Consider the following 23,201-nt stretch of genomic DNA (forward strand, 5'->3'; position numbering starts at 1 on the left):
GTTATGAAAGCGAAATCCATACAAGGCAAATCAATAGAAGCTATAAAAACGGCCATCGAGAACAGCATGTTAGATGGCTTCTCACCTACAGTTGCCATAGTATTTATTTCTGTAAAACAAGACAGAAGGGCTATTTGTGAATTGTTAGTCTCTAAAAACATAGATGTCTTTGGCGCAACCTCTTGCGGAGAATTCATTAATAATCATCAGTCAGAGGGTGAAATGGCGATACTGCTGTTAGAACTATCAAAAGCGCATTACTCGATTTTAATTGAAGATTTCGAAGATGGAAACTTGGATGAGGCTGTTTCAAATTTGGCAAATAATGCACTCAAACGATTTAATAACCCATCGCTCATTGTATGCAGTCCAGGAATTAACCAAAAAGGAGATCATTTTGAAGGAGAAAAACTCGTAGAGTCCTTAGAAAAAAGCCTAGGACCAGATAAAATATACTTTGGGGGTAAGGCAGGAGATGACTGGGAGCTTAAAGAAACTTTTGTTTTTACCAATAAAAAGGAAGCTAAATATGGCATAGTGGCCTTAGTGCTAAACGGAGATACAATCGCATTAAACGGTATGGCAGTTACAGGTTGGAAACCTTTGGGTATTACAAGAACGGTAACCAAAAGCAAAGGTCAATTACTTTATGAAATTGATGGAAAATCAGCGGTTGAATTGTATTTAAGATATCTCGGCAAGGAAGATAAAATAACCGAAAAAGATTTTAAGGTTTTTGAAGAGTTATCGATGGAATATCCATTTATTGTGGAACGCGACAATAACGAAACTGTATTGAAAACACCAATGAAAATTGACAGTGCTGAAAATGCACTCGTGATAGACATACCTATGCCAGAAGGTTCGAAATTCTGGTTTACAAGCCCCCCTGAGTTCGATATCGTTGAAGAGGTAATTGAAAAAGCCACCCAATTAAAAGAAAGAACAAACCACAGTGCAGATGCCATGTTAATTTTTTCTTGTGCTGGTAGGCATCCCATTCTTGGTCCCATGGTCACAGACGAAAACAATGGCCTTGCCGAAGTATGGCAAGCGCCGATGGCTGGATTTTTCACTTATGGGGAATTTGGACGGGTTTTAAATGGCAAACAAAATTTTCATTCAGGAGCATGTTGTTGGGTAACACTTAAAGAAATAGAATGAACAAAGATCTTCAAATCATTAAAGACATCATAGAAACCTCTGAACAGATTTCAAAAGAGGACAAGGATATCCTTCTTAAAGCTTTAAAAAAGGCAAACACAACGCTCGAGATTTCAGAATTTAAGTTAGAACGGACCAACAAGGTAAAGCGCACCACGGCCATTCTTTTGGAAGAAACAATTGAAGAGTTGGAACAAAAGCGAGCTGCCATTGAAAAAACTAATGAGGCCCTAAACAAATCATTAAAAGACTTAAAAATGGCGCAGGCACAATTAGTTCAATCTGAGAAAATGGCGAGTTTGGGTGAGCTTACCGCAGGTATTGCACATGAAATACAAAACCCACTAAATTTCGTCAACAATTTTAGTGAGGTGAGCAAAGAACTTCTGGAAGAAATGCTTGAAGAACTCAAGAATGGGGACATGGAAGAAGTAAATGCCATTGCCTCAGATGTGATTGCCAATCTAGAAAAAATATTGCATCACGGTAAGCGTGCCGATGGGATTGTTAAGGGTATGCTACAACATAGTCGGACCAATTCTGGAGAAAAGGAGTTCACCGATTTAAATCAATTGGTAGATGAATATTTACGTTTGGCCTATCATGGTTTAAGGGCAAAAGATAAATCTTTCAATGCGGCTTTGGAAACACATTTTGATACGTCTATTGGTAAACTCAATATAATTCCTCAAGACATTGGACGCGTTGTTCTCAACCTAATCACCAATGCTTTTCATGCATGTGATGATAAGAAAAAATTACTTTCAGATAAGGGAAATTCAGATTTTCAACCGACAGTTAGCGTCACCACAAAAAAAATAAAGCAACATATAGAGATCAGTGTTGCGGATAATGGTAATGGTATCCCAGATAAGATTGTAGACAAAATATTTCAACCCTTTTTCACTACAAAACCAACAGGTGAAGGCACTGGCTTGGGACTGAGCTTAAGCTATGACATTATAAAATCTCATGGCGGTGTAATAAAAGTAAACACTAAAGATAAACAAGGAACTACATTTATTATCTCTATTCCAGTAAAATCCAAGGCATGAAACCGAACGAAAAAATAGAGAAAGAAGTACTTAAAATCTATGATACTTGGTTGCATAGTTATCTCCATGGTGATGTTAAAGTTTATGATTCTTTTTTGGATGATGATTACCATTTCATTGGCTCTGCCAAAAATGAAGAATTTTTAAACCGAAAGGACACCACAAAGTTCTTCGCAGATACTGGCGACCAATTTGCGGGAAAAACTGAAATAAGAAACGAAACCATGTCCATAGAGCAATTTGGTGAACTTATTTTTATTACACATCTTTTAGATGGTTGGTTTCTAAATGAAAATGATTGGAATTATTATGCAAGATTTAGATTTACGAGTGTTCTAAAAAACACAAAAACCGGCTGGCGTTTTATCTATCAGCATTTTTCCATTCCAGATCCAAAAACCGAAGAAGGGGAAACTATCGGTTATGATAAGATAAATGATGAAAATCAGCAACTACGTGAAGCGATTACGCGTCGAACCTTTGAACTGGAAGCAAAAAATAGAGAGCTGGAAATTGAAGGTGCTTTAGAACGTATTCGAGCACAGGCAACAGCAATGACGGTCTCATCAGACCTTTTAGATATTGTGGTTACCATGCGCAATGAATTCATTAAACTTGGTCACGAAGCACACTATTTCTGGCATATGATGTGGTTGCAAAACACCTATGAAAAAGCGATGACATCCGGTGATGGTTCCCGTATTGGTTTTGTAATGGAACTCCCCAGACATATACATGGCGATATTCCTAAGCTGGCAAAATGGGAAAAAAGTCAGAAGCCTACAGTCGTTTATACCATGAACATTGAAGAAGCCATTGCTTATGTGGACAAGATGATAGACTTAGGAAACTTCCAAAACATCGATCCTCAGGCCCCAAGTCATGATGACATTCGAGCCATTGGCGGCTTAACCTTTATCATGGCGCGCACGTCACACGGGGAAATTGGTTACAGTTTGCCTGGAGTCGTTGGGAATCCCCCACAGGAAGATTTGGCGATTTTAGTGCAATTTGCAGGCGCTTTCGATCTAGCGCACAGGCGTTTTTTAGACTTGCAGAAAGCAGAAGAACAAGCACGAGAAGTTGAAATAGAACTCGCTTTAGAACGCGTACGATCGCGTACCATGGCTATGCAACATAGTGACGAATTGCAAGAAGCCTCATTTTTATTAGATGAACAAGTGAGAGGGTTAGGCATTAAAACTTGGGGCTGTGCATTTCATATTTATGGAGAAAAAGAATCTACAGAATGGTTTGGTAATGAGAAAGGTGAGTTAAACACTTACACTGTGCCGCGAATTGGTGTTTTCAAAGACTATTATGACAAAGGTCAGAATGGAGAAACCCTATTCATTCGAAAATTTGAAGGTGAGGAGTGCGTGGCGCACTATGAGTTTATGAGTACCCTGCCAGGAATTGGAGATGTTTTAAAACAACTTAAGAAAACCAACAAGGGGTTTCCTACCTTCCAAATTGATCATGTGGTATACTTTAAATACGGTTACCTTCTGTTTATAACTCGAGAAGCCGTTCCTGAAGCCTATGACATTTTTAAACGTTTTGCGCATGTATTTGAGCAAACATACACGCGATTCCTCGATCTTCAAAAAGTAGAAGAACAAGCACGGGAGGCTCAGATTGAGGCCGCTTTAGAACGTGTGCGTTCAACTTCCATGGCAATGCATAAAAGTTCCGATCTAAAAAATGTAATAACTGCCGTTTTTGGGCAAATGGAAATTCTAGAAATTTCAACTGATTCTGCACAGATTATTATTCATGAAGAAGATAGTAAAGACCTTAATTTGTGGGCTTATTCTCCAGGTGAGGATTTTTCAGAACTGATTAATATCCCTTACCGAAAGAATCCAGTATTCGACGATTATTGGAATAATTTAAATCGTGGACCATCTTCCATGAATTATACTAAGGTGCAAAAGGATGAGTTTTTCCAAAATGTATTTATGAGCGAACAGCTTCGCCATATGTCAGAGGAACGAAAAAAGATGGTATTTGATGCCGCAGGAATGAATCGTGCTTTTGTGGCAATTGATAAGGTGGGAATATCGATTCATAACTATCGAGACATATTCTATTCTAAAGAAGTCGGCAATATTATAGTCAGATTGCTCGATGTGTTTAATCAGGCTTACACGCGTTTTTTAGACATTCAAAAAGCGGAAGCTCAGGCCAGGGAGGCTAAAATTGAGGCTGCATTGGAACGTGTTCGAAGTCGCTCTATGGCGATGCATAATTCGTCTGAACTTTCAGAGGTAGTAGATACGCTGCAAAACGAATTCGCAAATTTAGATTTTAACCTGACGTTCTGTATTATTAACTTAATTGATGAGGAAGATAAAAGCAATACGGTGTGGGCAGCCAATCCGGAAACCGGCAAAAAGCCGGAATCCTATTACATGAAGTTTGAAGACTATCCGTTTCATCAGGCCATGTGGGACGCCTGGAAAGCGCAAAAAAAACGCTTTGTCTATGTCATAGAAGGAGAAGAGAAAAAAATCTATGATAAGTATTTATACACGAAAACAGAATTTAGTCGTTTTCCTGAACACATTCAAAAAGCCAATACAGACCTGGAAAGGTATGTGACCGGGTTCACTTTTTTCAAACATAGTGGTTTACAAACGGTAAGCGAAAATGATATAAATGATGAGGATTTAGCCATTCTGGAACGTTTTGGAAGAGTCTTTGAACAGGCCTATACCCGATTTCTGGATTTGGAAAAAGCAGAACAACAAGCCCGCGATGCGCAGATTAATCTAGCGGTAGAACGTGTAAGGGCAAAAGCACTGGCGATGCACAAATCAGAGGAAATAATGGGGGTTGTGGCTAAACTCAAAGAAGAAGTCATGGGATTAGATATCCCGGGTGTGGTGGCATCAACCATTTTTCTCGAAGCAGGTAACGGCCACATCAGAATGTGGGACCTCAGTTCACTGGAACAGTCTCATAAAGATTACCAGGCGATTTCGGATATCACGTTTCAGCTCAAAAAGGAAGATCCTCACCTCTACATAAAACGGGTTTGGGAAAATCCAGAAGACTATTTTGTCGAGGTACAAGATGAAAAAGATTTGGATCGCATCATAGAATTCATGTATGAAAATAACCAGGAGGAAATTGCCAGGGAAGTGGAAGATTACACCCGCACGACAAATCTGAAGGAACTCTATCATGCTTCAAAATGCCTCAATAATGGTAAACTTTGTATTGATTTACTCGAGCCGCCACCTGGAGAGATGGAAGGCATACTCAATAAAGTGGGGGCTGCTTTCGATCTGGCTTATAAACGATTTGAAGACTTACAAAAGGCAGAACGGCAAACACGAGAGGCTCAGATTGAAGCTGCGCTTGAACGTGTTCGGGCCAAAGCCATGTCTATGCAAAGTTCTGATGAGCTCAATGAAATGCTTTCCGTGTTATGTCAACAGTTTGATATTTTGGGAATTCTTCCTATGTCTACTAATTTGACTGTTTTTGATTTTGAAAATAATAGCTTTACCTTCCGAGAAACCGGAAAATTTGGAAATAGGAGTTTTGGAGAACAGACAGTTGAACTGGATGCTATGGATAACTGGAAAGAAACTGTTGAAAAATGGAAAGCAGATAAAGCCACGGCCATCAATAAACTACATTACCCAAAAGAGCAATTGCCTGAAGTCTGGCAAGTGTTTCATGAATCTTTTGCATCTATGCCTGAAGGTTCGCGGATTACACCTGAAGATTATCCGGACGGTATTTATCATACAGCCGGGAAACACCCGTTTGGGTATATAGGCATGAATCAAATACGACCGGCAACCCGGGAAGAAGAAGAAATTGTTATCAAATTTGCCAGTGAATTCGGAAGAGCTTATCAGCGTTTCTTAGACCTTCAAAAAGCAGAAGCACAAACAAGAGAAGCCCAGATTGAAACGGCTTTGGAAAAAGTGAGAAGCCGTACAATGGCCATGCAAAAAAGTGAGGAATTACCAGAAGCCGCCAATACATTATTTCTTGAAGTTCAAGCCTTAGGGATTCCGGCCTGGAGTGCAGGCTACAACATTCTATCAGAAGATAAAACGCACTCGAATTGCATCATGAGTAGTCAAGGCGAAATACAATCTCCATTTACACTACCGCTTACAGAGCACAGCAGCTTAAAGCCCTGGTATGAGGCCCTGGTAAACGAAGAAGATTTTTTTGTGCATGGTCAGAAAGGACAAGACCTGATAGAACATTATAATTATATGACATCATTGCCTGAATTACAAGGTCTTATAAAACAATTCGAGGACGCCGGTATAGAATTACCTAAGCAACAGTATAATCACTTGGTCAGGTTTTCTAAAGGCTTCCTACTCTTTATCACCTATGAGGAAGTTCCCGAGTCCCATGCCATTTTTAAACGTTTTGGAAAGGTCTTCGAGCAAACCTATACCCGCTTTTTAGATTTACAAAATGCAGAGGCCCGCGAAAAAGAAGCCATTAAACAAGCTGCACTAGACCGTGTACGAGGTGAAATAGCATCCATGCGCACAACCAAAGATTTGGAGCGCATTACTCCATTGATTTGGAAAGAATTAACTACCCTGGGTGTTCCCTTTTTTAGATGCGGAGTCTTTATCATCAGTGAAGATGAGGAAATGGTTCATGCTTACCTTTCTAAACCTGATGGCACTTCGATTGCAGCACTTCACATTCCTTTTAGTGATGGGGATAACAAACTGATTAAACCTACAATTGAAAATTGGAGAGTACAGCAGGTATATAAAGAGACCTGGAGTCAGGATCAATTTGTACAACAAACCCATATGTTTTTGAAAAAAGGACAGATTGAGAATCCTGAGGCTTATGACGTTTCAGAAACACCACCAGAGCAATTAGTCTTACATTTAATTCCATTCAAGCAAGGCATGGTCTATGTGGGTAACCGTGAAAATTTAACAGAAGATGAAATAAGCCTTGTAGAAAGTTTGTCATCAGCATTTTCTGTGGCCTATTCAAGGTATGAGGATTTTAAGGCGCTTGAAACTGCCAAGAACAGTTTGGAGCTTACTATTAACGATTTAAAATCTGCACAAGCGCAACTTATTCAAGCAGAGAAAATGGCTTCGCTTGGTGAACTTACGGCTGGTATTGCCCATGAGATTCAGAACCCATTGAATTTTGTAAATAACTTCTCTGAAGTCAGTGAGGAACTCGTTGATGAAATGAACGAGGAATTAGATAATGGAGATTTTGAGGAAGCCAAAGCCATTAGTAAAGATCTCAAGGACAACCTAAGCAAAATTAATCATCACGGCAAACGCGCAGATGCCATTGTTAAAGGGATGCTTGAGCATAGCAGAATCAATAAAGGAGAGAAAAAACCAACGGATATCAATGCCTTATTGGATGAATTTGTAAGACTGTCTTACCACGGACTGCGTGCCAAGGATAAGTCGTTTAATGCCGATTTTAAATTGAAGCTCGACCCTAATGTTCCAAAGGTAAATGTTGTGTCTTCCGATATTGGGCGCGTAATTCTTAATTTAGTCAATAATGCCTTTTACGCCTGTGCTGAGCGCGGTCGAATTACTTTAGATAGAGGAATTAAGACCTACAATCCAGAAGTTATCGTATGCAGTAAACAAACAGAGCAAGGCATAGAGCTCTCGGTAAAAGATAATGGTGGAGGTATCCCAGACAAGGTTAAGGATAAGATCTTCCAGCCTTTCTTTACGACAAAGCCTACTGGAAAAGGAACTGGATTAGGCTTAAGCCTTAGTTACGATATTATAAAAGCACACGGAGGCAAATTAACGCTGGAGTCGAGTGAGGGAGACGGAACTCTATTTAGCATACAAATACCCATTCAATAACCAATGGAAGCAGCAAAACGAAAACTTTTAGAAAAGACGCACCAAACCATCTTGAAAGTAGGGTTTGAGGATAATGATTATGAGCTTGTAGCTGATTTATGCTCACCTAGTTTTGTTGGATTTGGAACTGCTTTAGATGAAAAGGTTTTTGGGATAAAAGATTTAAAAGCGCTACTAAAGCGACAAAAAGAGCAAAGTAAAGGATTCGATATGAACGTTGCGCTAAGTACGCTACATATGCATCTTTCTGAAAATGAAAATACTGCGGTATATATAGACGAGGGTGTTTTATCCATTACAACGGGTGAAGAACCCATAGAAATGATACTTCGCCTTTCCTTGGTTTTAGAACATATTGAAGATAAATGGTTGATGGTTCACTTCCACTCTTCAAAGCCAGAAGAGGTAGAAAGTGAAAAAGACACCTGGGGTATAGAAAACTGGAAGGAAAAGGCAGAGGCATTAGAAAAGGAAGTCGCAGAGAGAACCGCAGATTTAGTTTTAAAAAATCGAGATTTAGAAATAGAAGCAGCTCTGGAACGGGTTAGAGCCCAATCTATGGCTATGCATTCCTCAGATGAACTCAACCAAGTTGTAGCTGTTCTTTTTGAAAATTTAAAAGAATTGCAAATTCCCGTTACTGCCGCAGGCATCCAGGTCTATTTAGAAGATTCAGAAGACATGCTTAATTATGTTTGTGGTGAAAATTCTGAAGGTTTAGTAATAAGTCATTATCGTATGCCATATTTCGATAATGCCATCATAAATGATTTTAAAGATGCCCGAGATAAGAAAGACGGATTTTTTGTCGGCAACTATTCTAAGAAAATCAAAGATTCATTTTATACCTATTTATTTGAAAACACTGACATTAAAGATGTTCCTGAGGACATAAAACAGATGATATTTGATAGTCCGGCATATACCATTTCAATGGCGCCGGTATCCAATTCATTGATTGCCATTAATGATTTTAAAGGGAATGAGTTATCAGAAAATCATTCTGTAATTATTAAGCGCTTTGCTAAAGTATTTGAACAAGCCTATATACGTTTCCGTGACCTTCAAAAGGCAGAAGCACAAGCTAGAGAAGCACAGATTGAAGCCGCTTTAGAAAAAGTACGGAGTAGAAGCATGGCTATGCACAACTCTCAAGAGTTAAAAGAAGTGGCTTTGGAGTTGAGAAAACAAATGGGATTACTCGGTCAAAAAGACTTAGAAGTTTGTGCCATCCATTTGTATGGAAATGATGAAGATTCCTTTGAATCTTGGAGCGCTATGAAGGCCATGGGTTCTGAAAATGAAATAGTTCAGACGCAGGCACACTTTCCAAAAAGGGGAATTCGCATCGTAGATGAAATGGTGCACCATTATACCATCGGAACCAAAGACTATATCCTGGTAAATGAAGGAGAAAAAATTGCGGAATGGTTTAAGGTGTTGAAAAAACATGCACCAGAATTACACTCATCCATCTTGGATTCTATTGGTAAAGTGCCTGTAAAACAACTAAAAGCCAACTGGGCAGTTGCTGATTTTTCTGGAGGATCACTAGTGATGGTAACCTATGGTGAACCAGATGAGGTGTCAAGAAATTTACTTCGTCGCTCAGCCAATGTATTTGAGCAAGCCCATGTCCGCTTCCTCGATCTTCAAATGGCAGAAGCACAAGCTAGAGAAGCACAGATTCAATTGTGTTTAGAACGCGTGCGTGCTAAGTCTATGGCTATGCAATCTAGTAATGAACTTGAGACTATTATCCAAGTGGTGCATGATCAATTTGTCCACTTAGGCATTACCCTAGATCATGCTGGATTTATCATTGACTATAAAACGAATGATGATATGATTATCTGGCTGGCAGATGAACATAAAGTTACACCGCAAATACGCCTCTCCTACTTTGATTCACCACACTGGAATAGCTTTATTACTGCAAAAGAAAAAGGACATAAGCTGTTTGTAAACCACCTTGATTTTAAAACAAAAAATAAGTTCTACAAACAGATTTTCAAGTATGTTCCCGAGCTTTCTGAAGATGCGCGGAGCTTTTATCTTAAAATCCCCAGCCTAACTATAGCAACATCTCTTATTGACACTATTGGTCTTTATATTGAAAACTTTTCAGGGGTACAATATGGTGAGGAAGATCAAAAGATACTCCTCCGATTTGGTGAGGAATTTCAGCAGGCCTATACGCGCTTTCTCGATTTGAAGAAAGCAGAAGCGCAAACGAGAGAAGCCCAGATTGAAGCGGCTTTAGAAAAGGTAAGGTCGCGCACCATGGCCATGCAAAAAAGTGAGGAATTACCCCTTGCTGCCAACAATTTATTCCTTCAGGTGCAAGAATTAGGAATTCCCGCATGGAGCGCAGGCTATTGTATTTGGGAAGATGACAGCAAAACTAGCGCTAGTTGCAACATGAGTTCAGAAGGCGAAATACAAAAAGGCTTTGTTCTGCCAAGTATTGGTGAAGGCTATGATTTTTATACCCCACAAGAAAAAGGTGAAAGTTTTTATGTAAAAGAATTGGGTGGTGAGGCTTTAGTGAAGCATTATGACTTTATGAAAGAACTTCCCAATGTAGGGGAGATTTTAAAAGAGCTTACTGATGCCGGATTAGAACTTCCTACTTTCCAGATATTTCATATCTGTTATTTTAAGTTTGGCTACGTGATGTTCATTACCTATGAACAGGTGCAAGAAGCGCATTCTATTTTTCAACGGTTTGGTAAGGTCTTTGAACAAACCTACACACGTTTTTTAGACCTTAAAAGGGCTGAAGAACAAGCACGGGAATCCAAGATTGAAGCTTCGTTGGAACGTGTACGCTCACAATCCATGGGTATGCAGAGCACCAATGATTTTGCCGAGGTCACCACTGAAATGTTTAATCAACTGAGAAGTTTTGGTGAAGATTTATTTGCCACAGGTATTGTCTTTTGCGATAAACATGAAGCCCATGTGGAACAATGGCACAGTATTCCAGGAGGTGGTATGTTAAGCCCAATGATTGTTCCTATTGACTTAGATTATATTCATCAATACCGTTATGACCAGTGGAAAGCTGGTAAAGACCTATTTTCTATTGAAATACCTAGCGACTTTATAGAACAGCATTTTGAAGACATTTTTAAATTACCATCTGCGCAAATTGCATTAAAGGATTTAGAAGCTCGAAATGCACCTATGCCAGCACCCCCGCCATGGGAAATAGATTATGGTGCGTCATTTAAGAACGGTTATATCCTAATTTCCTCACTCAAGCACCTTGAGAATACCGATATTCTACCACGTTTTGCCAAGGTGTTCGAGCAAGCCTATACACGATTTTTAGATTTACAAACTGCAGAGAAAAATGCGTATAAGAGTAAAGTTGAAACAGCTTTAGAACGTGTAAGGGCACGTGCCTTAGCTATGCAAGAACCCGAGGAATTAAAGGAAGTTGCCAGTGTTTTAAGAACGGAAATGGGACTTTTAGGGATTGAAGAATTAGAGACCTCCAGCATTTATATTTTAGATGATGAGGTTAGTAATGCAGAATGTTGGTATGCTCTTAAGGATGCGCGTTCAAAAAAGAAAAAGCTCATTAGTGACCACATTTCAATGGACTTTACAGCAACTTGGGTTGGCCAGCAAATGTTAAAATTTCATGACTCCAAGAAACAGACAACATCTATTGTAATGAAGGGTAAGGAGCGTATAGAATGGATACGCTACTGCGCAGAACAGTCAGAAGTATTACAATCGTACTATGGAGAAGATATACCAGAGCGAACCTATCATCTTCATAAATTTTCTAATGGTGCTATTGGCGCTGCCTCAGCTGGTGACATTTCCGAGGAGAGTTGGGTATTGTTAAAACGTTGTGCTTCGGTTTTTTCATTGGCCTATTCCCGATTTAAAGATTTAACCCAGGCCAAGATTGATTTAAAGCGATTAAAAACCGAAAAAAAGCGGGCGGAGGATGCTTTGTCAGAACTACAGACCACACAAAAGCAACTGATACAGTCAGAAAAAATGGCTTCTTTAGGTGAGCTAACTGCCGGTATTGCGCATGAGATTCAGAATCCTTTAAACTTTGTAAATAATTTTTCTGAAGTCAGTAAGGAACTCTTAGAGGAAATGAAGGAAGAAATTGAGAATGGTGATTTAGAGGAGGCCAAAGAAATTATGCAAGACATCATCCAAAATCTTGAAAAAATTAACCACCACGGCAAACGTGCCGATGGTATTGTAAAGGGCATGTTGCAACACAGCCGCGCAAGTGGCGATAAAAAAGAACCAACAGATATTAATGCTTTAGCCGACGAGTATTTGAGATTGGCCTATCATGGTCTAAGAGCAAAAGACCAGTCCTTTAATGCTGAATTGGTGACAGATTTTGATGATAACATTGAAACTGTTAAGGTCGTCCCTCAGGATGTTGGGCGTGTTATCCTTAATCTTTTAACCAATGCCTTTTATGTGGTTAATGAGAAAAAGAAAACTGGTATTGAAGATTATAAACCTTCTGTATCAATTAGCACAAAAAAGAAATCTAAAGGCATACAAATTATAGTTACAGATAACGGTAACGGTATGCCTGAGTCTGTAAAAGAAAAAATATTTCAACCCTTTTTCACTACCAAACCTACAGGTGAAGGTACAGGATTAGGACTATCTTTAAGCTATGATATAATCACTAAGGGCCATGGGGGTGATTTAAAAGTGGAGACCAAAGAAAATGTAGGGACAATATTTACAATTCAATTGCCAGAAGTATAATAACGTTTATGGAGTACGATAAAATAAAAGAATTAGAAACTGTAGATGCCAAATGGGTGTCATTATGCTTAGGCGATTTACCGCTTAGTGCATCAAAAGACTTTGTCCTTCCGGATGTAATGGGGTATGGGACTACCATTAATGAATACATCACTAATCTTAAAGAGTTCAAACAACTTCTACAAACAGGAATTGACTCGCGAGAGGCTCTAAAAGATTTTAGTTATACTATTACCCCTATTTTTAAAAAATCCCTTGGTGATGGGAATACGATTCTTACAGTAAATGAAATTACACTTACCTACACCCTAGATGGTAACAAAAAGGTCTTAGGCCTGAGACTCTCTACTATCTATGTTTTTAAAGAAGCTAAATGGAAAGTGTTACACTGGCATGGATCATTAGGGATGGACGAAGAAGATGGCACATGGCACCAAGAGGAATGGAAACGTGAAAATGAAAAACTACAACAGCAAGTTAACGAACAAACCAAAGAATTAAAAAAGTCATTTGAAGAACTAAAAGCCACCCAAAGTCAGTTGATTCACGCTGAGAAAATGGCAAGTTTGGGTGAGCTTACCGCTGGTATCGCTCATGAAATACAAAACCCATTAAACTTCGTAAATAATTTTTCTGAGGTGAGTAGCGAATTATTAGATGAAATGATCGAGGAATTGGACCATAAAGAATATGAAGAGGCCAAAGCTATAGCTAGTGATATAAAGCAGAATTTGTCAAAAATAAATCATCACGGTAAACGCGCAGATAGTATTGTTAAAGGGATGTTGCAACATAGTAGAGCCAGCAGTGGCAAAAAAGAAGCTGTTGACCTAAATGTGCTAGCCGATGAATATTTGAGATTGGCTTATCACGGGATGCGTGCTAAGGATAAAAACTTTAATGCACAATTGGTCACTTATTTTGATAAAAGCATAGGTAAAGTAAATATTATACCTCAAGATGTTGGACGGGTTGTTTTAAATTTATTGACCAACGCCTTTTATGCGGTTGATGAAAAGAAATCAACTACCCTGCATAAAGCATACAAACCAACCGTATCTTTGAAAACAGAGAGATTGAAAGATTGTATTGAAATTAAGGTTAGCGACAATGGAAACGGTATTCCCGAAACCAATATCAACAAAATTTTCGAACCATTTTTCACGACTAAATCTACAGGAAAAGGTACCGGTTTAGGTTTATCTATGAGTTATGATATCATTAAAGCACACCAAGGGGAATTAAAGGTTAAAACCAAAGAAGGAGAAGGAACCGAATTCATAATTAAAATACCATTAAATAGGAAGTAGTGCTATGACGCAGCCAGCACAATATTTTATTCATTCATATAAAACTAAACTTAAAAAAAGTCTTAGTCTGCTGTTTGCATGTTTTATTATTTCTGGGGTGCTTTCTCAAGAGGTGTCAGATGAAAAGGAAGAGCTTTTAAACCAAATGATGTCTGAGCATTCAGAGCAACTCACACGGCCAGTAGTAGATTCCACAAAGTTATATTCAGATTTACAAAGGGCTGTAAAACTTGCTATACGTGGAAATTTCAAAATGCAATTAGCACAAGCGTATCGCAATTTAGCACAATGGCACAATGGCAACGTCTCCTTAGATTCGTCCGTATTTTACTATACTCAAGCAGCAAACATTTATAAAGCTACCAAATCCTTTCTTCTTCAGGCAGAAAACCATCTTCTATTGGAAGATATTTACAAACAAAGAGGTGACTATGTTAATGCCATGACACAAGACTTTAAGGCCCTTGAACTTTACGAGCAACAGCAAGATTTAAGTGGTATAGCAAAGAGCTATACACGCATCTGTGACTTATTATATTATCAAGAAAACTATTCTGAAGGCGCAGACTATTGCCAAAAAGCAATTGACATACAAAAACAACTGGATGTACCGGAAGAACTAGCCATTAGCTTTAGGTATAAGGCTGATAATCTTTTAATATTAGAGCGCTATGACGAAGCACTATCCGCCATAAACAGCGCAATAACCGTTTTAAAGGATGTCGGTAGCAAGGAAATCAATATTGCTCCAAACTACAACACGCGAGGAAACATTTATAAGTATTTAGAGCGTTATGACGAGGCTATTGCTGAATATAAAACATGCTACAATTTGGCAAAAGCATATAATCAAGAAAGAGGATTAATTCCGGCTCTAGCTAACATAGGTCATGTTTATCGCCTGCAGGAAAACTATGAGGAAGCCCTACCCTATACCTTAGAGGCTATTGCACTCATGAAAAAAAGTGGCAATACGCAAAATCTCTTTGAAAATTACATGCATGCTTCGGAGAGCTATACCGCTCTAGGAGACTACAAAAAAGCATTGGAATATGAAAAGTTATTTTCAAAGGAACGCTTTAATAATCTTGAAGAAATTATTGAACAGCTCGAAACCGAGCTTCAGATAAAATATGAGACGGCCAAAAAAGATGAAACTATAGAAGTACAGGATGCCACGATAAATCGTCAACGTCGTATCCAGTTTTTATATATAGGCATTGCCTTGTTATTGGGAGTTATTCTCTTTGGTATGTTCTTTACAATTAAAAACAATAAAAGAAAAAGAAAGGCCCTTGAGCTGTTAAATGACAAACTTCGAGACAACCAAAAGGCCCTAAAAGATGCCAACCTAAAACTAAAAAGTTCCCTTTCTGAACTCAAATCGACCCAAGCTCAACTCATTCAGTCCGAAAAAATGGCTTCATTAGGTGAACTTACAGCCGGTATTGCTCATGAGATTCAAAACCCGTTAAACTTCGTAAATAATTTTTCCGAATTAAATAAAGAACTTATAGAGGAAGCCAATGAAGAGTTGGACAAGGGGGATATTAAGGAGACCAAGGCTATTTTAAAGGACTTGAGTGAGAACTCGGAAAAAATTAACCATCACGGTAAACGCGCAGATTCAATCGTAAAAGGGATGTTGCAACATAGTCGTAATACGGGCAACACCAAAGAACCAACAGATATTAATGCGTTGGCTGAAGAATACATGCGTCTCGCCTATCATGGATTAAGAGCAAAGGATAAATCCTTTAACGCACATTTAGAAACTCATTTTGATGACACTATAAAAACCGTAAATGTCATTCCCCAAGATATCGGTAGAGTCATTCTTAATTTATTTACCAATGCTTTTTATGCCGTCAGCGAAAAACAAGCGCGTTTAACAGAAAAAGAAGCCAGATCATATACACCTACAGTATCAGTGACTACCAAAAAAGTTGAACAATACATTCATATTTCAGTTTGGGACAATGGAGATGGTATTCCAAAAGAAGTACTCAATAAAATTTTTCAGCCCTTTTTTACCACAAAACCTACAGGTAAAGGTACAGGTCTAGGATTATCCATGAGCTACGATATTGTTAAAGCGCATGGCGGCACCCTAGAGGTTAAGAGCAAAAACCAAAATTATACAGAATTTATCATAACAATACCAATCAAAACTAAAAGAGCATGAAAATATTAGTAGTAGACGACGAACAAGATGTAAAAACACTTTTTCTACAGCGTTTCAGGAAAGAAATACGCAAAGGCGAACTCCATTTTATGTTTGCTTTTTCAGGAGAGGAAGCTCTAGATACCCTGCGTAAAATGGAGCAAGAGGCTGTTTTAATACTCTCAGACATCAACATGCCTGGCATGAGTGGGCTACAGCTCTTAGAAACCATAAAGAAAGACTTTTTAAAACCACCTCCAGTGGTTATGATGGTTACCGCTTACGGTGATGAAGACAATTACAATACGGCAAAAAATTTAGGGGCAGATGATTTTTTAACAAAACCTGTTGACTTTAAAGTATTAAAAGAAAAATTAATCCAAAAATTATAATGGCAAAGATACTAGTCGTTGATGACGAAGCCGATTTAGAGGCACTTATCAAACAAAAATTCAGAAAAAAAATTCGACAGAAAGAATACGAATTTCTATTTGCTGAAAACGGTAAAATAGCTTTAGAGCGTATTCAAGAACATCCAGAAGTTGATATTGTATTAAGTGATATTAATATGCCGGAAATGGATGGTCTTACCCTACTTTCCGAACTGCATGAATTGAGCCCTCTTATTAAGTCGGTAATCGTCTCGGCCTACGGTGATATGGATAATATTAGAACAGCCATGAATCGCGGTGCATTTGATTTCATTACTAAGCCCATCAACTTTGAGGATTTAACCATTACCATGGAAAAAACCCTAGAGCACGCTAGACATTTAAAAGAAACACTCCAAGCCATCAAGGAAAACAATATCTTAAAAATGTATGTTGATGAAAACGTTTTGAACTTTATGGGCAATAGGGAGTATGAGTCTACAATTATGGCTAACGAGACTATTGAGGGTACCGTTATGTTTATCGATATATGTGGTTTCACAGCTATTAGCGAAACTGAAAAAGCCGATACAGTCGTAAAAATGATCAATACCTATTTTGATGAAATGGTAAAAGAAATCATTGAGCATAAAGGCTATATAGATAAATTTATCGGGGATGCTATTATGGCCGTTTTCCGGGGCGAATTTCACCTCGACCGTGCTATTGATGCTGCTTTAGCTGTATGCGAGAAAATCAATACCTTAACCGATATCGGTGAGGATTTAAGTTATACCCCTAAAGTATCCATTGGTATCAAAAGTGGCGAAATGATATCTGGTAATATTGGTTCCTCAAGTTTAAAACGCTTAGACTACACCGTTATTGGAGATACTGTAAATACAGCGGCAAGGTTACAGGATGCCGCAAAAGAAAATCAAATTATCATCTGTGAAGAATGCTACAACAAGGTTAAGGAATCTTTTAAATGTAATAAAGTTGGTAGTATCGCGCTAAAAAATAAATCTCACTCAATTACTATATTTGAGGTGGTAGAATAGTAAAAACTTAATTGAATGGAACATCCAAAATCAAAATATAAAAGCAGCCCAGCGAGATTTAAAAATAAACATACGGATGATCTTGTAGATCACTACTGGGGGAGTATTAGTTACTTGACAGGTCTTATAAAAGCCTCAGAATTAAAGGCGGGTCTCATCCTATCATTTTATGGTATACTTTTAAATTTTATCTATCAAAGCTCAAGTGAAATTTCACAATCATTAGAGAGTGATTACACCTTGTATGTATTAATCGCATTATGGGTCATTCTCACTTCAACATCTATATTTTTTTGTGTTAGGTGTTTTATCCCGAAAATCGAGGGTAATTATGAGAAGAATATGTTCTTTTTCAAGGATATCATTTCAAAATTTGGAACGGTAAATGAATTTACCAAGTCCTTCTTTGAGATGAGTACAGATGAAAATCAATTGTTCAAACAACTAGGTGAACAGATTTTCATAATTTCCAAAATAGCCGATTGGAAATTTAAAAATGTAAAACGTGCTATAAGCCTTTTGGCAGCAGGTTTAGGTGTTTTATTCCTAATTGGAATTTATCAGGTTTTTATGGCTTTTTTTTAACTTAATATAGCTTCTTAAAATCTCAAAATTATAGTCTCGTTAGTATCCTCTCCGAAAATTACGGAAATGGTACTAGATTTACGGCTGTTCTATAATGAAAAAAGAATCGCCAAAACTTGTTTTCAAAGACGCCTTAGAATGCTTATTTTTAGGAATAGTTAAACTAACATAATCATGAGAAAATTTATAGCCCTTGTCTTAATAGCCATGACACTTTCCAATTGCCAATCAGAAGAAAAGAAAATACAACCCGAAACCATCGGGGATTTCACCTTCTCATCTGGAGATATTGTGGCTAATTCGCCTTTTACTATCACATACAACGGTACAAGCGACTTGAGTAATAGTTTTTTTCATCAAGTGAAACATACCAAGGCATACCCTTATGATGTAGAATTTACTAATAACGAAGCTGTTGTTACCATACCAGATAGTATTTCTGTTGTAGCCTTTCACTTTTACGAAAACCAACAACCAGAAAACAACAAAGGAAAAGGCTACGTATTTAAAGTAGTTAATGAAGATGGTAAGTCGGCCGTGGATGCTGAAGCAGCATATCAGTTCTATTTAATAAATGACGGTGCTTTCTACGATTTAACTACAGGAGATGCTACTTTGACGCTTAACGCCATTGAAACAGCACTCGCTAAGAATCCACAACTTGAAGACCAATGGATGCCTTCCCACATTTATGTTGCGCAGCAAGCAGATGGTGATAAGGCCAAGGCAGTAGCAGAAAAATATATTACTGAGGTGACTTCAAAATCTGAATTAGATTTAGAGGATTACAAGCAATTATCTACCGTGTATGGAAGAACTCAAGACACCAGACGCTACGACAGCATAAAAGCAATAATAAGCGAAAAGTTTCCCGAGAGTAAAATGGCACAACAGCATAAGGTTTCGCCTTTTTTTAACCTGGAATCTCTTGAAGCAAAGGAACAATTTTTTGTGGATAATAATAATGCCATCATGCAATCTCCAAATGCAGATTATATTTTACAGAATTTAGCCGTAGGAAATTTTAATATCAAAAATGATTCAGCTTTTAAGGGTTATTTTGAAATGATAAAAAGCGCGACCTCAAAAGCCTCTTTATTAAATTCTATTGCATGGGCACGAGCAGAAAAAGGCAAGGACTTGGAGAAGGCGGCAGAGATGTCCAAATTATCACTAGACCTCATAGAAAAAGAACAAGGTGAACTCAATGAGCAACCTCAGTATTACAGTCCAAATCAATATAAGCGAAACCTTGATTTCAACTATAACATGTATGCAGACACATACGCCCTTTTACTTTTTAAACTTGGTAAGACAGAAGAGGCTATAACCTATCAGGCTAAGGCTATTGGTAAAGGAATGTCACCTGACAACAATGAGCGTTATATAGAATATCTCATAGCGGACGGTCAGTACGACAAAGCAGTAGACAAAGCTAAAACCTTTATAAGTGAAGGGTATGCCACACCAACGCTAAATGACTATTTTAAAGATGCTTTTACACAGGCTAATAAAAAAGGTGATGCTAATACGGTCTTGTCTGAATTAAAAGAGAGCGCCAAAATTAAACAACTCGAAAAGCTTGAAAAAACGATGCTAGATGAGAAAGCGCCAGATTTCGTAGCAAAAAACCTTAACAACGAGGAGGTTAAACTATCCGCATTAAAAGGTAAAACGGTTATTCTAGATTTTTGGGCAACTTGGTGTGGCCCTTGTATTTCGTCTTTCCCAGGTATGCAAAAGGCTGTTACCAAATATAAAAATGACGAGAACGTAGTATTTTTATTTGTTGACACCTTTGAAAGTGGTGAAAACCGCATTACTGAAGTTCAAGATTTTATAAATGAAAATAAGTACGATTTTGAAGTTCTCATTGATCCAAAGGAAGAAAATGGCAGTAGTCACGATATTGCCAAGAAATATAATATCTCAGGTATCCCTACTAAAGTCATAATTGGACCAAATGGCCGCATAAAATTTAAAGATGTTGGTTACAGCGGCTCTAATGATAAGCTTTTAAACAAAATTGATGGGATGATATCATTACTGAACTTTTAATATTCACGACATAACATCGACATAATCCTTCAGATAACGAAATCATTAAGCTAATTTAGCATTTTGGATTATTTTAGTATTTTAAGAGTCTCGGAACCTCACTATAATAAAATACCGTAAAAGTTTGTTTTTATAAGTAGGATTAAATTGTCTTGCTGAATTCTTAACCTTTGAAGCTATAGATATGATGGTCAGCCAGAGAAATTAAACCTAAGTACTGGACTATGAATTAAAATATTTCTAGTTCCATTTAACGGTAAGGTATAACACACAGACTTGCACAAAAGCCAGGAAGTCTAATACAATCAAATACCATTTTAAAATTGGTGTGGAGTAAAATAACTTCGAAAAGAGGGATAAAAAAATTAATTTTTGCTAACGCAAGCTAAAAGGTTTAGAATAAAACCTTATACCCAATTAAAAAAATTATTAAGTCTGTCTTTTTAAGCTATGAAAAGAAAGTAAAATGAAAATAAAATCAATACCTAGTTTTGTTTTTTTGATTTTTATTATGATTCCCTTGCAGTTAATAAATGCTCAAAGGGAAAGAAATCAGTGGTATTTTGGTATGTTGGCAGGTATGAGATACAATGAAAATACCAACAGCTACAATAGCTTGACCAACAATAGTATAGAAAGACAAATAGTGCTAGGTCAAATTGAAGGACCTGACAATATTATCTGTGTTAGTGATGAGGAAGGTGAACTTTTGTTTTATTCCGATGGAAGGATTTTTAAAAATTCACAGCACGAAAATATGGTCAACTCTCCAACAAATGAATACGCTGTGTGGGAATCTCAAGCGGCTGTAGCGAGAGATCCTGGAAATTCTAACCGATTTTATGTTTTCGTAAATATCCAAGATGGGTTATCAAGTAAGCTGACTTATACTATCGTTGACATGACACTAGATAATGGTTTAGGCGGATTAGATCCAAACAACACCCATGTGGTAATGACTTCTCATGTAGGTCAGCATATGGTAACTGCTAGACATGCAAATGGAAAAGACATTTGGTTAATTTCCATACGTAGAGGAACTTATGTGTCTTATTTAATAACTGAAAACGGTATCTCCAGTACACCTGTAACTTCAAATGAAGGTGTAAGTTTTTTCGATGGTAATCTTGCAAATTTTGGAGTTATGGAAATATCGCCAGATAATAACTTAGTGGCAGCAGGATTTCCAGTACTTAGAAAATTATTCATACTGGAGTTTGATGATTTAACTGGAAAACTAAAATTAGCATACGAAGAAGAGGATGAAACAGAAGCCACTGAACCATTTGTTGCGGTAGAGTTCTCGCCAAATAGCAAGGTTTTATATACCACTTATTTAAACTCTGGCATACAACAATATGATATATCGGATTTAGATAATATACCTCCTCGTATTGATATTACAACAACAAGTTCAATCTATCCTTATCTTAAGCGTGGGCCAGATGGACAAATTTTCAGTATTGAAAGTTGGACGTCTTATATTGGTGCCATTCAAAATCCAGATGTCATAGGACTTGGATGCGATTATAATAATAATGTATTAAGTGTTGGAGGTACCAATTTACTTGATTTACCAACCTTTTTACTACCTAAATTTCCAGAAGGCATTTCCTATATTAATATTTGTGAGGGCGAGACGACAGAATTGAATTATAGCACGTCACTTAGAGATGCCACATATCTATGGGATTTAGGTGATGGAAATACTGCAAATGGGGAAAATATAAGCCATACATATGCCTCGCCAGGTACATACACGACTTCTGTAGAAGTCTATGACATTTCAAATACATTGATATATACAGACACTAAAGACATTACAATATATGCAACTCCGACTATTCCCAATTTAGACAATATATACCTTTGCTCAGAGGATACCAATATTTTCCTTGTTGATTACAACTCCGAAATCTTGAGTGGTTTAGATTCTCAAATTTTTAGAGTTTCCTATTATTTGTCGGAGTTAGATGCCTTATTACAAAACAATAACGTTTTGGAATATATTCCAGAAATTGGAACACAAACTATTTGGGTACGAGTAGAAAATGCGCTCAGTCCATCTTGCTTCGATATTTCTAATTTTGATATAATTACGCCTGAATATATTACAATTGATATTCCCACCGAGCAATTTATTTGTGATGAACGTTCAGGACTTACCCTAGAGGCACCAGATGGTTTTATTAGTTATGAGTGGTCAACAGGAGAAAATACCCAAAGTATTACGGTAACTTCAATAGGCTTTTATACGTTGACGGTTGTAAAAGATTTTGGAGAATTTACCTGTGAAGCCCAAACTACAGTTTATGTAAATTTAGGTGATGCTGAACCTATTATTGAAGATATTAATGTATTAGATTGGAGCTTGGAACATAATTCCATAGAAATAATTTTAAGCGAGCCGGGTAATTATGAATACTCCATTGACGGAACTAATTATCAAAGTTCTCCTGTGTTTCTGAACTTACCACTACAAGATTATACAGTATACGTAAGAGATGCCAATTGTTTAAGGGAAGTTACAAGTGATACCCTTTATCTACTCTATTATAACAAGTTCTTCACCCCTAACGGGGATGGAAATAACGATTATTGGCAAGTTATCAATTCTAAACGAGAAGAAAATATAGAAATTAGTATTTACAACCGATATGGTAAGTTAATAGCCAAACTCAACCATTACGATATTGGATGGGACGGTACATTTAACGGAGCTCCACTGCCATCATCAGATTACTGGTTTAAGGTTGTACGTTCTAACGGAAAAGTTCACTCCGGCAATTTTACTTTAAAGAGATAATA

The 23,201-nt window shown here is 37.5% G+C and carries 11 protein-coding genes; all 11 read left to right on the plus strand.

What is annotated here, in order from left to right; genetic code table 11:
- Nucleotides 1-3: 3 nt before the first annotated feature.
- The 11 genes from CA834_RS06110 to CA834_RS06160 all read left to right on the plus strand — a co-directional run bounded on the left by CA834_RS06110 (nt 4) and on the right by CA834_RS06160 (nt 23,199).
- On the plus strand, nt 4-1,164 hold the full coding sequence (locus tag CA834_RS06110) for an FIST signal transduction protein (protein WP_094967806.1): 1,161 nt from the start codon (nt 4-6) through the stop codon (nt 1,162-1,164).
- Entirely contained in the window at nt 1,161-2,219 is a 1,059-nt protein-coding gene (locus CA834_RS06115) for a sensor histidine kinase (protein WP_094967807.1), read from the plus strand. The genes CA834_RS06110 and CA834_RS06115 overlap by 4 nt, the downstream gene beginning before the upstream one ends.
- Entirely contained in the window at nt 2,216-8,077 is a 5,862-nt protein-coding gene (locus CA834_RS06120; RefSeq protein ID WP_094967808.1) for an ATP-binding protein, read from the plus strand. The genes CA834_RS06115 and CA834_RS06120 overlap by 4 nt, the downstream gene beginning before the upstream one ends.
- 3 nt (nt 8,078-8,080) lie before the next feature.
- The gene (locus CA834_RS06125; RefSeq protein WP_094967809.1) at nt 8,081-12,844 is read left to right on the plus strand and encodes an ATP-binding protein; all 4,764 of its coding nucleotides are present in this window, start codon (nt 8,081-8,083) and stop codon (nt 12,842-12,844) included.
- 8 nt (nt 12,845-12,852) lie between these two features.
- Nucleotides 12,853-14,154 carry an ATP-binding protein gene (locus CA834_RS06130; RefSeq protein ID WP_094967810.1) on the plus strand — a complete coding sequence of 434 codons (1,302 nt, stop codon included), beginning with the start codon at nt 12,853-12,855 and terminating at the stop codon, nt 14,152-14,154.
- A 4-nt stretch (nt 14,155-14,158) separates the two neighbouring features.
- Entirely contained in the window at nt 14,159-16,339 is a 2,181-nt protein-coding gene (locus CA834_RS06135) for a tetratricopeptide repeat-containing sensor histidine kinase (protein WP_094967811.1), read from the plus strand.
- Nucleotides 16,336-16,710 (plus strand): response regulator, encoded by a 375-nt coding sequence (locus CA834_RS06140; RefSeq protein ID WP_094967812.1) that lies wholly within the window; start codon nt 16,336-16,338, stop codon nt 16,708-16,710. Before CA834_RS06135 ends, CA834_RS06140 begins: the two co-directional genes overlap by 4 nt.
- A complete protein-coding gene (locus CA834_RS06145) occupies nt 16,710-17,750 on the plus strand; it encodes a response regulator (RefSeq protein WP_206186854.1) in 1,041 nt (346 codons plus the stop codon). Before CA834_RS06140 ends, CA834_RS06145 begins: the two co-directional genes overlap by 1 nt.
- Nucleotides 17,751-17,765: 15 nt before the next feature.
- The gene (locus tag CA834_RS06150; RefSeq protein ID WP_094967814.1) at nt 17,766-18,335 is read left to right on the plus strand and encodes a Pycsar system effector family protein; all 570 of its coding nucleotides are present in this window, start codon (nt 17,766-17,768) and stop codon (nt 18,333-18,335) included.
- A gap of 174 nt (nt 18,336-18,509) precedes the next feature.
- The gene (locus CA834_RS06155; RefSeq protein WP_094967815.1) at nt 18,510-20,393 is read left to right on the plus strand and encodes a TlpA family protein disulfide reductase; all 1,884 of its coding nucleotides are present in this window, start codon (nt 18,510-18,512) and stop codon (nt 20,391-20,393) included.
- A gap of 466 nt (nt 20,394-20,859) precedes the next feature.
- Entirely contained in the window at nt 20,860-23,199 is a 2,340-nt protein-coding gene (locus CA834_RS06160) for a T9SS type B sorting domain-containing protein (RefSeq protein ID WP_094967816.1), read from the plus strand.
- Nucleotides 23,200-23,201: the final 2 nt, after the last annotated feature.

The sequence above is a fragment of the Winogradskyella aurantia genome, from assembly GCF_002266855.1.
Taxonomy (GTDB): Bacteria; Bacteroidota; Bacteroidia; order Flavobacteriales; family Flavobacteriaceae; genus Winogradskyella; species Winogradskyella aurantia.